The sequence below is a fragment of the Streptomyces lydicus genome, assembly GCF_004125265.1.
GTDB lineage: Bacteria > Actinomycetota > Actinomycetes > Streptomycetales > Streptomycetaceae > Streptomyces > Streptomyces lydicus_C.
This window is the reverse complement of sequence record NZ_RDTE01000003.1, coordinates 4,416,085-4,436,376: the sequence shown is the minus strand read 5'-3', so window position 1 is coordinate 4,436,376 and position 20,292 is coordinate 4,416,085. Positions and strand designations below refer to the sequence as shown.

17 protein-coding genes and 2 pseudogenes are annotated in these 20,292 nt (G+C 71.0%); 10 read left to right on the top strand and 9 right to left on the bottom strand.

The window, feature by feature from the left end; all coding sequences use genetic code 11:
• Nucleotides 1-27 precede the first annotated feature (27 nt).
• The gene (locus D9V36_RS21845; RefSeq protein ID WP_129295272.1) at nt 28-1,080 is read right to left on the bottom strand and encodes an HAD hydrolase family protein; all 1,053 of its coding nucleotides are present in this window, start codon (nt 1,078-1,080) and stop codon (nt 28-30) included.
• A 256-nt stretch (nt 1,081-1,336) separates the two neighbouring features.
• Here D9V36_RS21845 and D9V36_RS21840 point away from each other — a divergent pair, with 256 nt between their 5' ends.
• From D9V36_RS21840 to pspAB, 3 genes are all read left to right on the top strand, one after another.
• Entirely contained in the window at nt 1,337-2,236 is a 900-nt protein-coding gene (locus D9V36_RS21840; protein WP_129295271.1) for an LLM class flavin-dependent oxidoreductase, read from the top strand.
• 243 nt (nt 2,237-2,479) lie between these two features.
• Nucleotides 2,480-3,379: a zinc metalloprotease HtpX gene (htpX, locus tag D9V36_RS21835; protein WP_129295270.1), complete on the top strand. Its 900-nt coding sequence runs from the start codon at nt 2,480-2,482 to the stop codon at nt 3,377-3,379.
• 143 nt (nt 3,380-3,522) lie between these two features.
• Nucleotides 3,523-4,086: a PspA-associated protein PspAB gene (pspAB, locus tag D9V36_RS21830; RefSeq protein WP_129295269.1), complete on the top strand. Its 564-nt coding sequence runs from the start codon at nt 3,523-3,525 to the stop codon at nt 4,084-4,086.
• A gap of 82 nt (nt 4,087-4,168) precedes the next feature.
• Here the strand turns inward: pspAB and D9V36_RS21825 are convergent, their stop codons facing one another.
• On the bottom strand, nt 4,169-4,783 hold the full coding sequence (locus D9V36_RS21825; protein ID WP_129295268.1) for a PadR family transcriptional regulator: 615 nt from the start codon (nt 4,781-4,783) through the stop codon (nt 4,169-4,171).
• A 148-nt stretch (nt 4,784-4,931) separates the two neighbouring features.
• Here D9V36_RS21825 and D9V36_RS21820 point away from each other — a divergent pair, with 148 nt between their 5' ends.
• The gene (locus D9V36_RS21820; protein ID WP_129295267.1) at nt 4,932-5,522 is read left to right on the top strand and encodes a hypothetical protein; all 591 of its coding nucleotides are present in this window, start codon (nt 4,932-4,934) and stop codon (nt 5,520-5,522) included.
• Entirely contained in the window at nt 5,519-6,865 is a 1,347-nt protein-coding gene (locus D9V36_RS21815; protein WP_129295266.1) for a carotenoid oxygenase family protein, read from the top strand. The genes D9V36_RS21820 and D9V36_RS21815 overlap by 4 nt, the downstream gene beginning before the upstream one ends.
• A 339-nt stretch (nt 6,866-7,204) precedes the next feature.
• Here D9V36_RS21815 and D9V36_RS21810 read toward each other — a convergent pair whose 3' ends face one another.
• The gene (locus D9V36_RS21810) at nt 7,205-9,052 is read right to left on the bottom strand and encodes an SDR family oxidoreductase (protein WP_129295265.1); all 1,848 of its coding nucleotides are present in this window, start codon (nt 9,050-9,052) and stop codon (nt 7,205-7,207) included.
• Nucleotides 9,049-9,336: pseudogene (locus tag D9V36_RS21805) on the bottom strand (M24 family metallopeptidase); the annotation flags it as partial. The gene D9V36_RS21810 and the pseudogene D9V36_RS21805, both read right to left, overlap by 4 nt.
• Before the next feature lie 333 nt (nt 9,337-9,669).
• Here D9V36_RS21805 and D9V36_RS21800 point away from each other — a divergent pair.
• From D9V36_RS21800 to D9V36_RS21785, 4 genes are all read left to right on the top strand, one after another.
• Nucleotides 9,670-10,725, top strand: a complete 1,056-nt coding sequence (locus tag D9V36_RS21800; protein WP_129295264.1) for an ABC transporter ATP-binding protein — start codon at nt 9,670-9,672, stop codon at nt 10,723-10,725.
• The gene (locus D9V36_RS21795; protein ID WP_129295263.1) at nt 10,715-11,656 is read left to right on the top strand and encodes an ABC transporter permease; all 942 of its coding nucleotides are present in this window, start codon (nt 10,715-10,717) and stop codon (nt 11,654-11,656) included. Before D9V36_RS21800 ends, D9V36_RS21795 begins: the two co-directional genes overlap by 11 nt.
• Before the next feature lie 79 nt (nt 11,657-11,735).
• On the top strand, nt 11,736-12,647 hold the full coding sequence (locus D9V36_RS21790) for an ABC transporter ATP-binding protein (RefSeq protein ID WP_129295262.1): 912 nt from the start codon (nt 11,736-11,738) through the stop codon (nt 12,645-12,647).
• Nucleotides 12,648-12,670: 23 nt separating this feature from the next.
• Entirely contained in the window at nt 12,671-13,447 is a 777-nt protein-coding gene (locus D9V36_RS21785) for an ABC transporter permease subunit (protein WP_129295261.1), read from the top strand.
• 114 nt (nt 13,448-13,561) lie between these two features.
• Here D9V36_RS21785 and mltG read toward each other — a convergent pair whose 3' ends face one another.
• From mltG to D9V36_RS21760, 5 genes are all read right to left on the bottom strand, one after another.
• Nucleotides 13,562-14,383, bottom strand: a complete 822-nt coding sequence (gene mltG / locus D9V36_RS21780) for an endolytic transglycosylase MltG (RefSeq protein WP_129295260.1) — start codon at nt 14,381-14,383, stop codon at nt 13,562-13,564.
• A 168-nt stretch (nt 14,384-14,551) separates the two neighbouring features.
• The gene (locus D9V36_RS21775; protein WP_129295259.1) at nt 14,552-15,838 is read right to left on the bottom strand and encodes a CynX/NimT family MFS transporter; all 1,287 of its coding nucleotides are present in this window, start codon (nt 15,836-15,838) and stop codon (nt 14,552-14,554) included.
• Between the two features lie 206 nt (nt 15,839-16,044).
• On the bottom strand, nt 16,045-16,758 hold the full coding sequence (locus D9V36_RS21770; RefSeq protein ID WP_129295258.1) for a FadR/GntR family transcriptional regulator: 714 nt from the start codon (nt 16,756-16,758) through the stop codon (nt 16,045-16,047).
• A 312-nt stretch (nt 16,759-17,070) separates the two neighbouring features.
• A complete protein-coding gene (gene lysA, locus D9V36_RS21765) occupies nt 17,071-18,633 on the bottom strand; it encodes a diaminopimelate decarboxylase (RefSeq protein WP_241720973.1) in 1,563 nt (520 codons plus the stop codon).
• Nucleotides 18,634-18,648: 15 nt separating this feature from the next.
• Complete coding sequence (locus tag D9V36_RS21760) at nt 18,649-18,984, bottom strand: SAV_915 family protein (protein WP_129295257.1); 336 nt, start codon at nt 18,982-18,984, stop codon at nt 18,649-18,651.
• A 301-nt stretch (nt 18,985-19,285) separates the two neighbouring features.
• Between D9V36_RS21760 and D9V36_RS43095 the strand changes: the two are divergent.
• A pseudogene (locus tag D9V36_RS43095) lies at nt 19,286-19,825 on the top strand (MerR family transcriptional regulator); the annotation flags it as partial.
• Between the last annotated feature and the right edge of the window lie 467 nt (nt 19,826-20,292).

Sequence of the window (20,292 nt, the reverse complement as noted above, 5' to 3'; positions counted from 1 at the left end):
CCGGGCGACGCGCTGTCGCCCTCGGGGCTACCGGCCGTCCCGCGGCCCGCCGTCGCGCAGGATCCGCTCGATGACGGCCGCGACGCCGTCGTCGTTGTTGGAGGCGGTACGGCCCGTCGTGGCGGCCAGCACGTCGGGATGGGCGTTGGCCATGGCGTACGAGGTGCCGGCCCAGGTCAGCATCTCTATGTCGTTCGGCATGTCCCCGAAAGCGACCACTTCCTGCGGGGAGATGCCGCGCTGTGCACAGCAGCGGGCGAGGGTGCCGGCCTTGCTGACACCGGCGCCGCTGATCTCCAGGAGGGCGGTGGGGCTGGACCGGGTGAAGGACGCGAGATCGCCGGCGGCCGTACGGGCCAGGGTGAGGAAGGCGTCGGGGTCCAGTTCGGGGTGGTGCGCCAGCAGCTTGATCACGGGCTGGTCGGGGAAGGCGGGGCCCGTGGGATCTGCGGGGCGGTTGGCGTGCCCGGAGCGGGTGTCATTGGAGGGGGCGTCACCGGAAGAGGCACTTCCGGTGACGGCACTTCCGGCAGGGGCGTCACCGGAGCGGGCGCCCGGCCCCTGGGGCTCGTCGTGCCCCGACGGGGGTGGACACAGCGTCGAGACGAAGTCCTCGGCCAGCAGCTTCTCGGCCGGCGCGACGACCGCGGCCGGGTCCAGCAGGAGCGGCGGGTACTGCGGCTCGTAGTGGATACCGCCGGTGCGCTCGACCGCGAACGAGGTGCCGGGCGCGGCACTGCGCAGCGCGTCCACGACGCTGAGGGCGACGGTGCGCTCCAGGGGGCTGACCTCGACGATCCGGCCGCCGCGGTGCAGATCGACGACGGCCGCGCCGTTCGCGCAGATCGCCAGGCCGTGACCGTGCACATGGTCGCTGACCACGCCCATCCAGCGGGCCGGACGCCCGGTGACGAAGAACACCTCGATGCCGGCCCGTTCCGCGGCGGCCAGCGCGGCGATCGTCCGGTCGGAGACCGTCTTGTCGTCGTGCAGCAGCGTGCCGTCGAGATCGGTGGCGATCAGCCGGGGCGCAACGGCCGTTCCGGGCGCCCGTGGTGGTGTGGCGGGGGCATCAGTCACGGGGCCATCTTCCCGTACCGCCGTGCACAGGGGTGCGGTGGGTTGCGCGCATGAGCCCGTGGCGGCCGGGCGGATGGCACAAGGACGGGCGGCGGCGGAGCCCGTCCACGGCACCGAGGTGACGTGGTGGAGCCGGTCCCCGGGACCGGGGTGACGTGGTGGAGCCGGTCCCCGGCAACGAGGCGGCGTGGCGGAGCCGGTCCCCGGCACCCAGGTGAATCGTTCGCACCGTGCGGGCGGCCGTACGCTCGGGGGTATGCGACTGAGCACCGTGATACTCCCCGTCCGCCGTTGGTCCGAAGGCGGACGGGAGGCATGGCAGCGCGCCGAGGAGCTGGGCTTCCACGCCGCGTACACCTATGACCACCTCTCGTGGCGGACCTTCCGCGACCAGGCATGGTTCGGCGCCCTGCCGACGCTGACCGCCGCCGCGGCCGCGACCTCCCGTCTGCGGCTGGGAACCCTCGTCACCTCGCCGAACTTCCGGCACCCGGTCACCCTCGCCAAGGAACTGATCTCGCTCGACGACATCAGCGACGGCCGGATCACCCTGGGCATCGGCGCCGGCGGCAACGGCTTCGACGCCACCGCGCTCGGCCAGGTCCCCTGGGAGCCGCGGGAACGGGCCGACCGTTTCGCCGAGTTCGTCGGGCTGCTGGACCGGCTGCTGACCCAGGATGTCGTCTCCTATGCCGGCGACCACTACTCCGCGCACGAGGTCCGCAACATCCCTGGCTGTGTTCAGCGGCCGCGGCTGCCGTTCGCGGTGGCGGCCACCGGTCCGCGCGGCCTGAAGCTGGCCGCCCAGTACGGCCAGGCCTGGGTGACGACGGGGGACCCCAAGGTCTCCAACGGAGGCGGAACGCCGGACGAGTCGTATGCGGCGATCCGCGGACAGCTCGAGCGGCTGGGCAAAGCCTGCGCCGATCAGGGCCGGGACCTCGCCGACCTGCAGAAGATCATGCTGACCGGTTTCACTCCGGACCGTCCGCTGGACTCCGTGGACGCCTTTGTCGACTTCGCCGGCCGCCACGCCGAGCTGGGCGTCGACGAGCTGGTCCTCCACTGGCCGATCGCCGATTCGGTCTTCGAGGCCGACGTCGCGGTCTTCGAACGGATCGCGACGGAGGGGCTGGGACAGCTGGCCGCCCGGTAGGCGGGGCTCCGGAGGCACCAGCGCCGCCGAGGCTCCCGGTGGCCCCCGGGAGCCTCGGCGGCCCGACGCACCCCGCGGCCCGACGCGCCCGGCACTCCCCTGGCCTGGGCTTTACCCCGCATATAGCTCCGAAGAGGGAGAATTGGGGCAGCGGGGCGCGGTGTGCGTCCCGCGGCGCGCGGTGCGCGGACGGCATGCGAGCGGTCGGCGCATTGCGCGAACTGCGGTGCTTTCGGAGGAGCCATGGCACAGACCCGATTCGCCCCGGACCGCGGGCTGACCACACGCATGGTCACCACGATGTTCTTCATCGGGCTGCTGTACGTCGTGGTCGTCGGCGTGCTGGTGGTGCTGCTCAAGGGCGCATGGGTGGTGGTGCTGCTGATCTCGGGCGCCCTGTTCATCGCGCAGTTCTGGTTCAGCGACCGGATCGCGGCGTTCAGCATGGGTGCGCGCGAGGTCACACCGGAGCAGGCGCCCGAGCTGCACGGCGCCGTCGACCGGCTGTGTGCGCTGGCCGATATGCCCAAGCCACGGGTGGCGATCGCCGAGTCGGATGTGCCGAACGCCTTCGCCACCGGCCGCGGTCAGAAGAACTCCCTGGTGTGTGCCACCACCGGGCTGCTCAGGCGGCTGGAGCCGGAGGAGCTGGAGGGCGTGCTGGCCCACGAGCTCTCGCATGTCGCGCACCGCGATGTCGCGGTGATGACCATCGCCTCGTTCCTCGGCGTGCTGGCCGGGATCATCACCCGGGCCGCCCTGTGGAGCGGTATCGGGCGCAACAACCGGGACCAGAACGCGGCCATCGCGGTGCTCATCGTGACCGCCGTGAGCGTGGTCGTCTACGCGATCAGCTTCCTCCTGACCCGGCTGCTGTCCCGTTACCGTGAGCTGTCCGCCGACCGGGCCGCCGCGCTGCTGACCGGCCGCCCCTCGGCGCTGGCCGCCGCGCTGACCAAGGTCACAGGCCAGATCGCGAGGATCCCGACCGAGGATCTGCGCAAGGCCCAGCCGTTCAACGCCTTCTACTTCGCCCCGGCGTTCAACAAGGAGAGCTTCAACCGGCTGCTGTCGTCGCACCCGACGCTGGAGCAGCGGCTGGACCAACTGGCCAGGATCTCGGCGCAGCTGGGGCGGGCGTGATGGCCGGGGTGGGCTTTGCCGATGTGGTCGGGGGGATGTGATGGCCGGCGCGGAGGCGACGACCGGCACGGAGGCTACGACCGGCACGGAGGCTACGACCGGCGCCGTGGAGCCGGAAGCATCGAGCAAGGAGTACGTCACGCATGCGATTTCTTGACGCCATCCTCGGCCGCAGCAAACCGGTACGCCCTGATCTCGACCAGCTCTTCGCGCTGCCGTCCGCCGCGGTCACCCTTCAGGCCGCGGCCGGATTCGAGCCCACCGGCCTGGGGTCGGTGTGTTTCGCCAGTGTCGAGGGCGGGACGTTCGCGCGCATCCAGGAGGAGGCCCGGTCGCTGCTGGACGGTTCGGTGGAGTTCACGCAGGACGCGTACGGCTATACCTGGCTGCTCGCGCGGCATCCGCCCGAGGACGTAGCAGGCCTGGTCAACGACCTGCACGCGGTCAATACCTCGCTGGAGGAGGCGGGATTCGGCCCGCAGCTGCTGTGTTCGCTGGTCGGCTTCCGTGATGAACGGCGGCGGTCGCTGGCGCTGGTCTACCTCTACAAGCGCGGCACCTTCTACCCCTTCTCCCCCAAGGAGGGCGGCGGCGAGAAGCGCGACAACCCGCTCGAACTGGAGGTGCGGGCGATGCTCGGGGACGACCTGACCATCGAGCAGGATCTGGCGCGGTGGTTCCCCGTATGGGGGGCGCCGGGCCTCTGAGGGAGCGGCCCGGCGGGCCGGGTGTGGGTGTCCGGGAGGGCTCAGCCCGGGAAACGCAGGAAGGGCTCCGCCTGCCTTCGCGCTACTCCGCTTCCTTCTGCCGACCTTCCTTCTCCGGGCCTTCGTTCTGCCGGCCTCCCTCGTGTCGTTTCCTCGCGAGTTCGCTGGCCCTTTTCGCCTTTGCGCTGGTCACCTCATCGGCTGCCCAACGGGCCCATTCCTCCTGGGTCGCCGACATCCGCAGGCCGTACTCCAGCGCGATCCGCCCGTAGACCGAAATCATTTCCTCGTCCCACTCGGCGGTCTCTTCGATGTGCTCGAGCGTGGCACGGGTACGAGCGGCACGCTCGGCCTGATGCAGGAGGAACGTCTGTGCCTCGAGGGGCGTCACGATGCCGAGGAAGAAGACGCGCAGCAGGCCGTCATCGCGAGGGGGGCCGCCGGGTTCGACGTCGGTGAGCCAGTGGCGCAGCTGCGCCAGGCCGTCCTCGGTGATCGCGTACTCCTTGCGGCCGCGGGGGCCGTGGGCGGCGATCTCGACGAGTCCGGCGGTCGTGAGCTTGGTGAGCTCGCCGTACACCTGACTCTGTGTGGCCGGCCAGACGCTCGACAGCGAGGCGTTGAACAGCTTCATCAGGTCGTATCCGCTTGCCGGGGCTTTGGCCAGCAGACCCAGCACCGCATGTCTCAGGCTCATAACCGGGACTTTACCTTCCACTGTTGACATGTCAAAGGTGGAGGTTCTACGTTCGACATGTCGAAGTTGGAACGTGTGTTAGATGCGGCGACTGCGGCGACTTCGGTCCGGCGCTGAGGCGCGCCGCCGTGCAGGAAGAGGGGGAATCATGAACTACCTGCGGAGCTTCATTCCGTGGCTGGTCTTTGCGGGGGTGGCCGCCGCCGGCTGGCAGTGGGGAGCGCTCGCCGGCTTGCTGATAGCCGTGGCGCTGCTCATCGCCGACCGTGCCGCGGGCCTTTCGCTCGATTACCGCCTGCTGGAGTACGGCACGATCTTGTTCTTCGCGGGCCTCAGCGTGCTGGCCTTCGCCCGTCCCGACAGCGGACTCAAGATGTACGGCAGTGCCTTGTCGCAGGGCTGGCTGGCGCTCATCGCCTGGGTGTCGATCGCCGTGCGGAGGCCCTTCACGATGGGGATCGCGCGACGGATGGCCCCGCCCGAGGTCTGGCACACTCCGCTGTTCCGCCGCATCAACGTCGTGCTCACGGCCGCGTGGGCGCTGTCCTTCACGCTCACCGCGATCGCCCAGACCGTCGCTTCACTCCAGGACTGGAACGTCATCGTCTCGATCGCCCTCCAGGTCGCCGGATTCGTCCTTCCCATCCGCTTCACCGCCGCCTACCCGGAGCGTGCCCGCGCCCGCTTCATGGAGAACTCCGGCGTGCGGGCCGACACCCAAGGAGACCTGGCCGTATGACCACCACACCCCCGACCACCGCAGCCGCATCGACCGCTCCCGCACCCCACATGGCCGGCAACTTCGCCCCGGTGAAGGACGAGGTGACCGCCTACGACCTCCCGGTCACGGGCACGATCCCGCCCGAGCTCACCGGCTGGTTCCTGCGGAACGGCCCCAACCCGAGGGACGCCGCCTCGGCGCACTGGTTCTTCGGCGACGGCATGGTCCACGGCCTGCGCCTGGAGGGTGGCCGGGCCGTCTCCTACCGCAACCGCTGGGTCCGCACCGCCACCTTCGAAGGCGAGCCCACGGTGGACGCACAGGGCCGCCGCAACCTGGCGGCGGGCGTGGCCAACACCCACATCGTCCGGCATGCCGGACGCACCCTCGCACTGGTCGAGTCGTCCCTGCCCTACGAGATCGACTGCCGTCCCGGCCATGAACTGGAGACTCTCGGCGCCCACGACTTCGGGGGACGGCTCACCACCGCCATGACCGCCCATCCCAAAACGTGCCCCACCACCGGCGAACTGCATTTCTTCGGATACGGCGGCCCCACCCCGCCCTACCTCACCTACCACCGTGCCGACGCGTCCGGGGAGTTGGTGATCAGCCGCCCCATCGATGTTCCGGGGCACACGATGATGCACGACTTCCATCTGACCGCCGGCCATGTCATCTTCATGGACCTCCCCGTCGTCTTCGACCGCAGCCGCCCCGGCATGCCGTATTCCTGGGACCCGGAGTACGGCGCCCGGCTCGGGGTGCTGCGGCGTGACGACCCCTACGGCGAGGTCCGCTGGCTGCCCATCGACCCCTGCTATGTCTTCCACGCCCTGAACGCCCACGACGAGGGCGACCAGCGGATCGTGCTGTACGTGTCCCGCTACGCCGAATTCGGCGGTAGGACCCCGGCCCACCTCTGGCGCTGGACCATCGACCTCACCACGGGCACAGTGGCCGAGGAGCAGCTCGACGACCGGTTCTGTGAGTTCCCCAGGGTGGATGACCGGCTCGCCGGGCTGCCGGCCCGCTTCGGCCATGCCACCACCGGCGAGTTGCCGGGCAGCGGCCCCATACCCGGCGCCCTGCTCCGCTACGACCTGCAGACCGGTGCGGTCGTCCGGCATGACTTCGGCCCGCGGCGCACTCCGGCCGAGGCCGTCTTTGCCCCCGCGGACGACCGTCCGGGAGGCCCGGGCTGGCTGATCACTTATGTCTACGACGCCTCCACGGACACCAGCGATCTCGTCGTACTCGACGCGGAGGACATATCCGCCGACCCGGTCGCCACGGTCCATCTGCCGCAGCGAGTGCCGTACGGATTCCACGGCAACTGGCTGCCTGATCCGGTCCGTTGAGGTATCGAAGGGGGCTATGAGGGGGCCGGGCCTGTACCCGCAGTGGCCCGTGGGACTGGGCCCGGGCCCGGGGCGCCGGAAGTGTCTGCGGCCCCAGGGGCACGCCGTACAGCGGCGGATACGGCCCGGGATTCCCACCGGCCCGGGATTCCCACCGGTCCGGGAACCCTTCCGGTCCGGGATCCCTTCCGGTCCGGGATCCCCTCCGGGGCAAGACCCCGGCCCGGCTCCGGCCGCGGATACCTGCCGGGCCTGCGGCCGCGCCCCGGCAGCCGATACCTGTCGGGAGCGGGGCCGGGCCCCGGCCGTCAATGCCGGCCGGGCGTTGGGCGTCCGGCGCTACAGTCGCGGCTCGAAGCGGGCAAGGGCGCGCAGCGCGCGCGGGGTGAAGCGGGACATCAGGTGGGCGCCGCGCGCTTCGGGGGTGACCGGCACCACCGCCTGGTTGCGGACCACCGCACGCAGAATGGCGTCGGCGACCTTCTCCGGAGGGTAGTTCCGCAGCCGGTACATCCGCGAGGCCCTGGCCTGGCGGCGCTTCTCCTCGTCGGCCGAGACACCGGTGAAGCGGGCCGTCGCGGTGATGCCGGTATTGACCAGCCCGGGACAGATGGCCGAGACGCCGATGCCCTGACCGGCCAGTTCGGCACGCAGGCACTCGCTGAGCATCAGCACGGCCGCCTTGGACGTGCTGTAGGCGGGCAGCACCCTCGACGGCTGGAAGGCGGCAGCCGAGGCGATATTGACGATATGGCCGCCCTGACCGCGGTGTGCCATCCGCTTGCCGAAGCTCCGGCAGCCGTGAATGACGCCCCACAGGTTGACGTCCAGCACCTTCTTCCAGTCCTCGGTGCCGGTCTGCAGGAAGGGTCCGGACAAGCCGATGCCGGCGTTGTTCACCAGGACGTCGACGGTGCCGTACTCGGCGCCGACCTTGTCGGCGAGCTTCTCCATCGCCGCCTCGTCCGAGACGTCGACGACCTCCGCCCAGGCCGCCGGCGCACCGATCAGCCGGGAGAGCTCGGCGGTCCGCGCCGCACCCTCGGCATCCCGGTCGACGGCGACGATCCGCGCGCCGGCCTGGGCGAAGGCGAACGCCGTCGCCCGGCCGATGCCGCCGGCCGCGCCGGTCACCAGCACCAGTTGACCGCCGAACCGGTCGGCATGCGGCCCGGACGCCACGACCTGCTGTGCCTCATTCCCCTCTTCCTCGGCGGTGACGAACGCACTGATCCAGGAGACGAGCTGGTCGGGGCGGGTACGCGGGACCCAGTGCTTGGCCGGGAGGGTGCGGCGCACCAGCTGGGGCGCCCACTGCTCCAGGTCGTCGTACAGCCGCTGGGAGAGGAAAGCATCGCCGGTCGGGGTGATCAGCTGGACCGGGCAGTGCGCAAAGGCGTCGTCGCGCGGGCGGCGGAGCCGGGGAAGAACGTTGTCACGGTAGAGCCAGGCGCCGTGGGCGGCATCGGCCGGCAGTGAAGCGGTCGGGTAGTCACCGCCCGGTACCTTCTCCAGGCGCTGCAGGATCCGTGGCCAGCGCTTACCGAGCGGACCCTTCCACGCCAGCTCGGGCAGTACCGGCGTGTGCAGCAGATAGACGTACCAGGACTTGGCGCTCTGGTGGAGGAGCTGGGCAGCGCGCCGGGGCGTGGGGTGCGCCCTGCGCTTCTTGATCCAGTGGCCGAAGTGGTCCAGGGACGGGCCCGACATGGAGGTGAAGGAGGCGATCCGGCCCTCCGTACGGCGCACCGTGGCGAACTCCCAGGCCTGGACCGAGCCCCAGTCGTGGCCGACGAGGTGAACCGGGCGGTCGGGGCTGACGGCGTCGGCGACGGCCAGGAAGTCGTCCGTCAGCTTCTCCAGGGTGAAGCCGCCGCGCAGCGGCTGCGGCGCGGTGGACCGGCCGCAGCCCCGCACGTCGTACAGCACCACATGGAACCGGTCGGCCAGGCCGCGGGCGACCTCGGACCACACCTCTTTGCTGTCCGGATAGCCGTGCACCAGCATCACCGTGGGCTGTGCCGGATCCCCCAGCTCGGCGACGCACAGCTCGATGCCACCGGTCCGTACCCAGCGCTCCCGCGCACCGTCGAGCCCCGAGCCGTCGAGCCCGGCACCGTTTCCGGCCCCGGGATGCGGCCCTAGCCCCGGTAGCTGTCCCTTTCGCCGACCTCGTCCCGTGTTCACGCTGCCTTCTCCTCCTGCCGGTGCCGCACCTGCGGCAGATCGTCGTCCAGCCGAAAGGCCTTCTCCTGCGCGTCCTTGGAGTCCGTCACGACCGGGATCTCCTCGAACTTCGCGTCCGTTCCCCGGAACCCGAGGTGGGGTTCGACCGCCCACAGGCCCGGCTGCGGCGGGTGGTCGGAGAAGGTGCAGGGTCTCCACAGCGGGGACCAGCCGTCACGGTGGCCGTGCCGCGCATCGCAGGCGAGGCCCTTGAGGGACTGGACGCCGAACCCGATCAGGGTGGGCAGGCGAGCCGCTGGACCTCTCTGAATCCCCTGAGCCCGCCGGTGAGTTCTCCGGCTCCTGACGAGCTCCCCGAGCTCCCCTCGAGCCCCCTGAGCTCCCCGAGGTGACTGGGGTGACCGAGGCCATCGTCAACGTCCGTCCGTGAGCGGTGCATCGCGGTACGCGCCCGTAACCTGACACTGATGAATGTGACAATGGCCGGCGGCTGCGTCAAGGGGGCCTTCGGGCAAGCACCGCACCCCCGACGCCATGGCCACTCGAAGCAGGAGACCCCTACGGGCACGTAATACCGCAGGGGGAGGCAGATCCCACCGTCTGGTCTGACGACCGGTGTGGCCGGTGCCACTACCGTCGATGACGTGACTGTGATCGTGACCGAAAGCCTGAGCAAGCGGTACCCGCGGGTGACCGCGTTGGACCGGCTCTCCCTTGACATCGCCCCCGGCGTAACGGGCCTGGTGGGCGCCAACGGTGCCGGCAAGTCCACCCTGATCAAGATCCTTCTAGGACTGGCCCCGGCCACCGAAGGGACCGCGCATGTCCTCGGCCTGGACGTGACCAAGGATGGCGGCACCATCCGTGAGCGGGTCGGCTATATGCCCGAGCACGACTGCCTGCCTCCGGACGTCTCGGCCACCGAATTCGTCGTGCACATGGCCCGGATGTCCGGACTGCCGCCGGCCGCCGCCCGTGAGCGCACCGCGGACACCCTGCGCCACGTCGGCCTCTACGAGGAGCGCTACCGCCCCATCGGCGGCTACTCCACGGGTATGAAGCAGCGGGTGAAGCTGGCACAGGCGCTGGTCCACGACCCGGAGCTGGTGTTCCTCGACGAGCCCACCAACGGCCTCGACCCGGCCGGGCGGGACGAGATGCTCGGCCTGATCCGGCGCGTTCACAGCGACTTCGGGATCTCCGTCCTGGTGACCTCCCACCTCCTCGGTGAGCTGGAGCGGACCTGTGATCATGTCGTCGTCATCGACGGCGGCGCCCTGCTGCGCTCCTCCTCGACGGATGAGTTCACGCAGGTCACGGCGTCGCTGGCGGTCGAGGTCACGGACACCGACGCCCATCCGGACGGCACCGCGGCGCTGCGTGCGGCGCTGGCCGCCGCCGGAGCCACCGTCACCACCGGCGCCGCAGGCTCCGAAAGCCTCGCCTCCGCCGGGCACCTCCTGTACGTCGAGGCGGCCGGAGAGGGCACCTACGACCTGGTGCGGGACACCGTCGCCGGACTCGGGCTCGGCCTGGTCCGGATGGAACAGCGCCGGCACCGGATCGCCGAGGTCTTCCGCGACACGGACGCGGCGCACGACACCCCTGCCACCGCGGGCGCCCCGAGCGCCCCGTATGCCACCCAGGACGGAGGCGCCCACGATGTCGCCTGAGCCCACGACGTCCGCATCCGCGACTTCCGCGCCCGCGACGTCCGCATCCGCCGCGCCGGGCGGCGCCTATATCCACAACATCGGCTACCGGCACTACGACGGCCCCCGTCTGGGCCGCGCCTACGCCCGGCGGTCGCTCTTCTCGCAGAGCCTGCGCGGCGCCTACGGTCTGGGCCGCTCGGCGAAGAGCAAGGTCCTGCCGATGCTGCTCTTCGCGGTGATGTGCCTGCCCGCCGCGATCATGGTTGCGGTGGCGGTGGTCACCAAGTCCGGCAGCCTCCCGGTCAGCTACTCCCGCTACGCCGTCTACCTCCAGGCCGTCATCGGCCTCTACCTCGCCTCCCAGGCCCCGCAGTCGGTCTCGCGTGACCTGCGCTTCAAGTCCATACCGCTGTACTTCTCCCGCCCCATCGAGCGCAGCGACTACGTGGCATCGAAGTTCGCGGCGATGACCGGCGCTCTGCTGATCCTCACCGGCGCCCCGCTGCTGGTCCTCTACGTCGGCGCGCTGCTGGCCGAGCTGGACTTCGCCGACCAGACCAAGGGGCTGGCACAAGGACTGGTCGCCGTGCTGCTGCTCTCACTGCTGTTCGCCGGAATCGGTCTGGTCGTCTCCGCGATCACGCCCCGTCGTGGCTTCGGCGTCGCCGCCGTGATCGCCGTCCTCACCATTCCGTACGGTGCGGTGACCGCAGTCCAGGGCATTTCCTTCGCGCAGGGCAACGAGGCCGCCGTCGGCTGGCTGGGGCTGTTCTCCCCCATCACGCTGATCGACGGTGTGCAGTCGACCTTCCTCGGCGGCGCCAGCTCCTTCCCCAACGGCGTGGAGCCCTCGACCGGCGCCGGATTCGTCTATCTCCTCGTCACCCTGGCCGTCATCGCCGGCTGTTACGCCCTGCTGATGCGCCGCTACCGGAAGGCCGGACTGTGACCGCCCCCGGCCGCCGGCTCCCGGCGGCCGGCACCTCCGGCCCGACCACCACCGTCGTCCTAAGGAATGGGCAGCGCCCATGAGCACTCTCACCATCGACCATGTCTCGCGCTGGTTCGGCAACGTCGTCGCCGTCAACGACATCACGATGAGCATCGGCCCCGGCGTGACCGGCCTGCTCGGTCCCAACGGCGCGGGCAAGTCCACGCTCATCAACATGATGGGCGGCTTCCTCGCGCCCTCCAACGGCTCGGTCACCCTCGACGGGACCACGATCTGGCGCAACGCCGGTATCTACCGCCACATCGGCATCGTCCCGGAGCGCGAGGCGATGTACGACTTCCTCACGGGGCGCGAATTCGTCCTCGCCAACGCGGAGTTGCACGGGCTCGGCCGGGCGGAGGCGGCCAGGGCGCTGGCCACCGTCGAGATGGAGTACGCCCAGGACCGCAAGATCTCGACGTACAGCAAGGGCATGCGGCAGCGCGTGAAGATGGCTTCCGCGCTGGTCCACGACCCGTCCGTGCTGCTGCTCGACGAGCCGTTCAACGGCATGGACCCCCGCCAGCGGATGCAGCTGATGGAGCTGCTGCGGCAGATGGGCGACCAGGGTCGTACGGTCCTGTTCTCCTCGCACATCCTCGAAGAGGTCGAACAGCTCGCCTCCCACATCGAGGTGGTGGTGGCCGGACGGCATGCCGCGTCCGGTGACTTCCGCAAGATCCGCCGCCTGATGACGGACCGCCCGCACCGCTATCTGGTCCGTTCCGACAACGACCGGGCGCTGGCCGGTGCGCTGATCGCCGACCCCTCGACGGCCGGCATCGAGGTGGACCTCGCCGAAGGCGCGCTGCGCATCCAGGCGGTCGACTTCGGCCGCTTCACCGAACTCCTGCCGCGGGTCGCCCGCGACCACGGCATCCGCCTTCTGACGGTCTCGCCCTCCGACGAGTCGCTGGAATCCGTCTTCTCCTACCTCGTAGCGGCCTGAGGCCCTGAAAGGAGCCCTGACGCATGTCCACGACCACTCCCACGACCACTCCCACGGCCCCCGCCGCGCCCAAGACCGCGCTCTTCCACCCGACCGTCGCCCGGCTCACCTACCGCGCCCTGCTCGGCCGGCGCCGGGCCCTGGTCCTCTTCGTGCTGCCCGCCCTGCTGGTGGCGCTCTCGATCGCCGTCCGGGTGCTGACCGGTGCCGATGACTCCACCGCCGGAGGCATCCTGGGCACCTTCGCGCTGGGCACGATGGTGCCGCTGATCGGCGTCATCGCCGGTACGGGCGCGATCGGCCCGGAGATCGACGACGGCTCGGTGGTCTACCTCCTCGCCAAGCCGGTGTCCCGGCCGACGATCATCCTCACCAAGCTCTGGGTCGCGATAGGCGTCACGGTCGCCTTCTCCGCCCTTCCCGTGCTGCTCGCGGGCTTCCTCCTCAACGGCAACAGCCAGCAGATGGCCGTGGGATACGCCGTGGCGGCGGCCGTCGCGTCGGTCGCCTACAGCGCCCTCTTCCTCTTCTTCGGCACGATCACCCGGCACGCCGTCGTGTTCGGCCTGGTCTACGCCCTGGTGTGGGAGTCGCTGGTCGGCACCCTCATCCCGGGTGCGAAGACGCTCAGCGTCCAGCAGTGGGCGCTGGCGGTCGGTCAGAAGGCAGCCGCGGAGGGGGCGATCAGCTCTGAGGTCCAACTCCCGCTCTCTGTCGGCCTGTTGATGGCTCTCACGGTTGCGGCCACCTGGTATGCCGCCCGCCGCCTGAAGGCGCTCACTCTGGCCGGCGAGGAGTAACGAGGAGTAACGACGTCCGGGCGCGGCGGGCGCGGAGGGGCAGCGCACACGGAGGGGGCTGCGGGCGCGGAGGCGACTACGGGCATGGCGGGGGCTGCGGACGCACGGCGCCCCCTAAGCCCCGCCCCCGCCACTCCCGGCGCGTGCCTGCCGGCCGTTGAACTCCCGGACGTTGCGCAGATGCTCCTGGTAGTCGGCGGTGAAGCGGGTGTCGCCCGGTTTGACGGTGACGAAGTAGAGCCAGTCGCCCGCGGGCGGTGCGCCGGCCGCCTTCAGCGCGTCCGCCCCGGGATTGTCGATCGGCGTCGGCGGCAGGCCCTGGTACCGGTAGGTGTTGTACGGGTTCTTGGTCCTGGTGTCGGCGTGGCTGGTCTGCAAGGTGCTGCGGTCCAGCGCGTAGTTGATCGTCGAATCCATCTGCAGTGGCATGTGGTGCGCAAGCCGGTTGTCGATGACCCGGGCGACCTTGCCCATATCGGCCGGCCGGTCCGCCTCGGCCTGCACGACGCTGGCGATGACGACCGTCCGGTAGGAGGCGATGCCATCGGCGGCGAGCCGCTGTTTGGCGGTTTTGACCATGTAGCCGAGCAGCGACGCCGGGGTGCTGTCCGAGTCGAGAGGGTAGGTCGCCGGGAAGAGATAGCCCTCGGGGTTGCCCTTCGCCTCGGCCGGCAGGTCCAGATGCGCGTTCTTGGCGGCTTTCGCGGTGGACCCGGCCGGACGGTGCAGGGCCTTGTCGGCGCCCGCGTAGACCTGCGAGGCCCGCTGCCCCTCCGGGACGGTCAGCGTCTGCCCGGCCCGCAGTCCCCGCAGCAGTCGCGGCACCAGCAGAACGGCAAGGACGACCAGCACACACAGCACCGCTACGAGGATCAGCCGGCCGGTGCGGGAGATCCGCGGTCCTGACCGGCGAACGGTGCGCTCCACATCGCTCATGGGGGCACGGTAGGCGAGACCGAAGGGGCTCGTGGCGGCTGCTCCCCGGATCTCCGCCGACGGCGGAGATCATTCACCGGCTCGCCATCCACCGGCCACACCCCGGCCGGTAACGGGACGAGGGCCGGCCGCCGGATCAGTCCGACGGGCGGCCCCGCCCCGCCCTGCTCACCGGCCCGCCGGGGCTCCGATCCGCTGGTCCCGGCCCGCGCCCATGCCCACCAGGGCGAGTCCGGCGCAGACGCCGATCAGCAGCACGAGGGGAACGGTCCAGCCGTGGGTGGCCTGGTGGACGGCCCCCAGCACGAGGGGCCCGGCGGCCGCCAGAAGGTACCCGCCGGTCTGGGCCATACCGGAGAGGCGGGCGGCGGTGTGGGCATCGCCCGACCGCAGCACCATCATTGTCAGCGCCAGGCCCAGCGCACCGCCCTGTCCGACGCCGAGGAGCGCCGCCCACAGCCATGCGCCCGCCACCGGTGCCAGCAGCAGTCCGCCGATACCGCAGGCCATCAGCGCGGACACGGCCACTGCCAGCAGTCGCTGGCGCCGCATCCGCCCCGCGAGCATCGGCACGATGAACGAACCGACCATCTGCAGCAGCGTGCTGAAGGCGAAGACCAGGCCCGCTTCGCCCTTGCCCATGCCGTGGTCGGTGAAGATCGTCGGCATCCAGGCGATGGACACGTAAGCAATCAGCGACTGCGAGCCCATGAAGAACGTGACCTGCCAGGCCAGCGGGGAACGGCTCAGTTTCGGCCCGTCCTCGCCCACGTGCACAGGGGTGGCCGCGGCCGCGCCATGGCGGGTGCCGCGCCGGGCCATGAGCGTCTGCGGAACCCAGACGGCCGCGGCGACGGCGGCCGGCAGCGACCAGAAGACCAGCGCACCCTGCCAGTTGCCGAACGTGCCCTCCAGCGGGACCGCGGAGGCGGCCGAGACGGTCGCGCCCAGGATCATCGCGGTCGAGTACAGCGCCGTCATCCCCGCGGCCCGATCCGGGAAGTCCCGCTTGATCAGGCCCGGCATCAGCACATTCAGCAGGGCTATGGAGGTACCGACCACGGCACCTCCGGTGAGCAGCGCGACCACCGGCGGGGCGATCCGCAGCACGATGCCGCCGCACAGGGCCACCAGTGCCCCGCACAGCGCCGCCTCCGTGCCCCAGCGGCGTGCCAGCTTCGGTGCCACGATCGAACCGAGGCCCATGAAGATCAGCGGGATGGTCGTCACCAGGCTGCTGGCCGTAGCGGTCAGCCGGAAGTGCGCGCCGATCTCGCCGAGCAACGGCGAGACCCCGGCCAGCGCCGCCCGCATATTGACCGCGGCAAGAACGATGCCGGCCATGAGCAGGGCCGGGTGGGCCCGGAGACGCCGGCGGGCCGCGGCGACCGGCGGTGCTGCGACCAGATCCTCCTCAGCGTCGATCAAGGTTGCTTCGGACCTGGGTCCTGCCATACGTGCCTACCTCGCCAAGGGTGGTGTGAGTTCGGGGGAGGGAGTGGTGAGCGTTCGCGAAAGAGAGAAGAGAGAGAAGAGAGGGGGACAAGAGAGAAAGGACAAGAGAGAAAGGACAAGAGACGAGAGAGAAGAGACGAGAGAGAAGAGAGAAGGGGCAAGAGAACTGAAGGCGGCGATCGGCAGACCGGGGGTGAGCGAGGGCGTCAGCAGCGGCCGGCCAGCAGGTTCTCCAGGGCCTGCTTCGGCTTCTCCAGCACCTCGCGGATGGCCTGCTGAGCGGCCTCCGGATCGCCCGCCGCGATCGCGTCCAGGACCGCGACATGATCGCCGTGCACGATCTTCGGCATCGCCCGGTCGCCGAGATAGCTGACCAGCGAATCCCGTACCGAGCTGCTGAACCAGCCGTAGGTAGCGGTCAGCGCGGTGTTGTGCGCGGCCTCGACGACGGCCTTGTGGAAGGCGATGTCGTGATCGGCGTAGAGCTCCAGGTTGTCGATATCGGGGTGTCCCTCCGCGTCCGCCAGTTCGGCCTGAGCGTCCAGGGCCGCTCGCATCCGCTCCAGATCGGCGGGCAGATGGCGGAGCGCGGCCAGCCGGGCCGCTTCCGCCTCCAGGGCGATCCGCAGTTCCAGTACGTCGCGGATTCCGGCGCGCTGGACGCTGCGCATGACGTCGCCCGGGTCAGCGGTGGAGACGACGAAGGTGCCTTCGCCCTGCCGTGAGCGCAGCATCCCGGCGTGTACGAGTACCCGTACCGCCTCGCGGACGGTGTTACGGCCGACCTGGAGCTGTTCGGCGAGCGCATGCTCGGTGGGGATCCGCGCCCCCACCTGCCACTCCCCGGCCGTCAGCTGGGACCGCAGGGCGTCGACGACGGTGTCCACGAGGGATTGCCGCCCCGCTGCCTGCAGTGCCATGCCTGATCCGATCCGATCTGGTCCGGGTTTGGTCCGGGGATGGACAGATCCGAGTCTGTTCTGGCCCGGTTCTGATCTGTCGCGCGCTCTTGCCCGGTCATCCTACAACTGATGCGTTCACCCTACATGGAGGTGAGGGCGTGCGGCAGGGCGAGGAAGGCAAGGGGAGCAAGCCAAGCAAGGGAAGCATGAGGGGGAAGAGGGGGAAGAGGGAGGCGAGGGGGAAGAAGGAAGCGAAGAGCGCGACAGCCAGGAAGGCCCGCCGGCGCGCCCGCGGGAGGCGGGGACGCGGCGCGGCGGGCCCTGTCGGCGTCACAGCCCGATGTCCCGCTCCTGGATGTCCGCGAGGGATTCGCGCCGTACAAGAAGGCGGGCGTGCCCCTCGGCGACGGCGATGACCGGTGGCCGGCCGACGAGGTTGTACCCGGAGGCCATCGAGAGGTGGTACGCACCGGCGACGGGCACAGCCAGCAGATCGCCGGGACGGATGTCGCCGGGCAGCCGGACATCGGCGGCGAGCACATCGCCGGCCTCGCAGTGCCGTCCGACCACGGTGACCGGTTCCGGTGCGGCGGTCGTGCGGCGGCCGATCAGCCGTGGCGCATAGCGCACCCCGTACAGCGCGGGCCGCGGGTTGTCGCTCATCCCGCCGTCCACCGCCACGAAGGTGTGCGCGCCGGTGCGTTTGACGGACAGCACCCGGTAGAGGACGACGCCGGCCGGGCCCACGATGGCGCGGCCGGGTTCGATGGCGAGCCGTGGCACCGGCAGCCCGGCCGCCGCGCAGCCGCTGGTCAGTTCGGCGCGGAGCCGGTCGCCGAGGGGGACGAGGTCGAGCGTGGGCTCGCCGGGGCGGTAGGCGACGCCGTGGCCGCCCCCGAGGTCCAGCTCGGGCAGGGTGATGCCGTGCTGCTCGTGAATCCGGGCCAGCAGGCCGATCAGCCGGCGTACGGCCGAGAGATAGGGCTTGACGGTGGTGATCTGCGAGCCCAAGTGGCAGTGCAGGCCGACCAGTTCGAGCCGTGGCTGGCTGAGGACCCGGGTGATGGCGTGCTGCGCGGAGCCGTCGGCGAGCGACAGCCCGAACTTCTGGTCGTCGGTCCCGGTACGGATCTTGGCGTGGCCGCCGGCGGCGATGCCCGGCACCACCCGGATCAGCACCTTCTGCCGGCTGCCCGCGGGGACCGTGGCGGCCAGCCGGGCGATCTCCGAGGTGCTGTCGATGACGATCCGGCCGACGCCGAGCCGCAGTGCCGCCCGCAGGTCGGCAGGGCTCTTGGCGTTGCCGTGCAGCACGATCCGCGCGGGCGGAAACCCGCTGGTGACGGCCAACTCCAGCTCACCGGCGGAGCAGACGTCCAGGCCGAGCCCTTCCTCCCGCACCCAGTGGACCATGGCGCGGCACAGGAACGCCTTGGCGGCGTAGAAGACATCGGCGCCAGGGAAGGCCCGGAGGTAGGCCCGGCAGCGGTGGCGTACCTCGGCTTCGTCCAGGACGTAGGCGGGGGTGCCGAAGCGGTCGGCGACCTCGGTGAGGGGGACGCCGCCCACGGCGAGGTCGTCGTGGGCGAGCGGCGCGGTGGACCCGGGCCAGACGGACAGCGGTTCGGCGGCGGGCGGCGGCCCTTCGGCGGGCGGCGGTTCCTCGGTGGCGGGCAACGGTCCTTCGGCGGACAGCGGCCCCTCGGCAGACGGCAGTTCCCCGGCGTCAGGCAACGGCCCTTCGGCGGACAGTGGTGCGGTGGCGGACAGCAGTTGGTCGGCGGCCGGCGGCGCGCTCGTCACGGCGGCGGTGGCGGTGGCGGTGGCCGGCGGCGGAGCGCCGGTCCGGCGCGTGGTGCGGCGCGGGGGCTGGGGCAGTGTGCGGTGGCTCATGGCGGTGGCTCTCCCTCAGACGGCCCGTAGGTGCTGACCACGGGGAATGCCGGGGTGACCATGGGGAATGCCGGGGGCGAACCGCGGATCGACGGTCAAGGCGGTCGCTCCGACGGGTTCGGCCAGCGCACGCAGCGCGGGCTCGGAGAGCCTGACCCAGGGCTGATCGTTGCCGAGGGCCGCGGCGAGTCGCTGGGGCGAGGTGAAGCCGACGGCGGTACGGCCGCCGAGCGGAGTACGGAACAGGCGGGCGGTGCAGCCCGCGGGGCCCGACCGGACGGGGACGAAGAGAAGCCCGGCCGGGACACGTTCGGCAGGCTCGGGATCTTCCGCGTAGAGAAGGTGGGACACGGCGTCGCTCCTCGAGGGGACCTCGGCCCCGGACCGGTGGGAAACGCGAACGCCGGGGCTCGGCCCTGACGCTATTCCCGGGGAACCGGGCACTCCGCCGGCCACTGACGCGTCATTGACGGGTTGTGGACGCTACTTGACGCGATGCTGGTGCCTGGTGACCGATTGTGCAGAGGTGGTGACACCGGTCCGGTCCCCCCCGGCCGCCGGTGCCTGCCCGCGTCCGCCGTTCCGCCCACCCACCCCCTGGCCTGCCGCGCTTGACCTTGACACGGTGGAAAGCACTCCACTGGAAGGCACCATGTTCACCATCGGAGATTTCGCCCGGTACGGCCGGGTGTCGGCCCGCATGCTGCGCCATTACGACGCGATCGGGCTGCTGCGCCCGGCCCGTACCGACCCCGTCAGCGGCTACCGCTTCTACGAGGCGGCTCAGCTCGCCCGGCTCAACCGCATCATCGCGCTCAAGGACCTCGGGTTCAGCCTTCAGCAGGTGAGGGCGATTCTGGCCGAGGAGGTGAGCGTGCCCGAGCTGCGCGGCATGCTGCGCCTGCGGCGGGCGGAGCTGGAGACGTCGCTGACGGCGGCGCGTGCGCGGCTGGCGCAGGTCGAGGCGAGGCTCCGGACGATCGAGAGTGAGGGACGCATGTCTGCCGACGATGTGGTGGTCAAGCCCACCGACACGCTGCTGCTCGCGGAGCTGAGCGGGATCGCCGCCGGTTACGGGCCCGAGGACATCGGGCCGGTCATCCAGCCGCTCTACGACGAGCTGTGCCGACGGCTGGAGGAGGCAGGGGTGACCCCGACGGGTCCGGGGCTGGCGTACTACGAGGACGCCCCGGCGGCGCCGGACGCCCCGGCGGCATCGGACGCCCCGGCGGCATCGGACGCCCCGGCGGCATCGGACGCCCCGGCGGCATCGGACGCCCCGGCGGCATCGGACGCCCCAACGGCACCGGAACGGGCGGGACACCCCCGGACGGGAACGGGGCCCGGCGGACCCGCCGGACCTGCCGGAAAGGCAGCCGCCGGCGGCGACGCCATCGTCGTCCACGCGGGGCTCGTGATCACCCAAGAGGCCCTGGCCAAGGCAGGCATCACCAGCGACGGCCCCTCCGGCCCCGGCCCCGGCTCCGGCTCCGGCTTCGACATCGTGACCCTCCCCGGCCTCGACTGCGCCGCCACGGTGGTGCACCACGGCCCGATGAGCCGGATCATGCCGACCGCCCAGAACCTCGCGCACTGGATCGACGCCAACGGCTACCGCTCCGCCGGGTACGCCCGCGAGCTCTACCTGGAGTGCCCGCC

Coding starts and splice junctions, on each gene's coding strand:
- pspAB (WP_129295269.1), top strand. CDS start 3,523: ATGCGATTTCTTGACGCCATCCTCGGCCGCAGCAAACCGGTACGCCCT.
- D9V36_RS21840 (WP_129295271.1), top strand. CDS start 1,337: ATGCGACTGAGCACCGTGATACTCCCCGTCCGCCGTTGGTCCGAAGGC.
- htpX (WP_129295270.1), top strand. CDS start 2,480: ATGGCACAGACCCGATTCGCCCCGGACCGCGGGCTGACCACACGCATG.
- D9V36_RS21785 (WP_129295261.1), top strand. CDS start 12,671: ATGTCCACGACCACTCCCACGACCACTCCCACGGCCCCCGCCGCGCCC.
- D9V36_RS21770 (WP_129295258.1), bottom strand. CDS start 16,758: ATGGCACTGCAGGCAGCGGGGCGGCAATCCCTCGTGGACACCGTCGTC.
- mltG (WP_129295260.1), bottom strand. CDS start 14,383: ATGAGCGATGTGGAGCGCACCGTTCGCCGGTCAGGACCGCGGATCTCC.
- D9V36_RS21815 (WP_129295266.1), top strand. CDS start 5,519: ATGACCACCACACCCCCGACCACCGCAGCCGCATCGACCGCTCCCGCA.
- D9V36_RS21825 (WP_129295268.1), bottom strand. CDS start 4,783: ATGAGCCTGAGACATGCGGTGCTGGGTCTGCTGGCCAAAGCCCCGGCA.
- D9V36_RS21820 (WP_129295267.1), top strand. CDS start 4,932: ATGAACTACCTGCGGAGCTTCATTCCGTGGCTGGTCTTTGCGGGGGTG.
- D9V36_RS21790 (WP_129295262.1), top strand. CDS start 11,736: ATGAGCACTCTCACCATCGACCATGTCTCGCGCTGGTTCGGCAACGTC.
- lysA (WP_241720973.1), bottom strand. CDS start 18,633: ATGAGCCACCGCACACTGCCCCAGCCCCCGCGCCGCACCACGCGCCGG.
- D9V36_RS21795 (WP_129295263.1), top strand. CDS start 10,715: ATGTCGCCTGAGCCCACGACGTCCGCATCCGCGACTTCCGCGCCCGCG.
- D9V36_RS21775 (WP_129295259.1), bottom strand. CDS start 15,838: ATGGCAGGACCCAGGTCCGAAGCAACCTTGATCGACGCTGAGGAGGAT.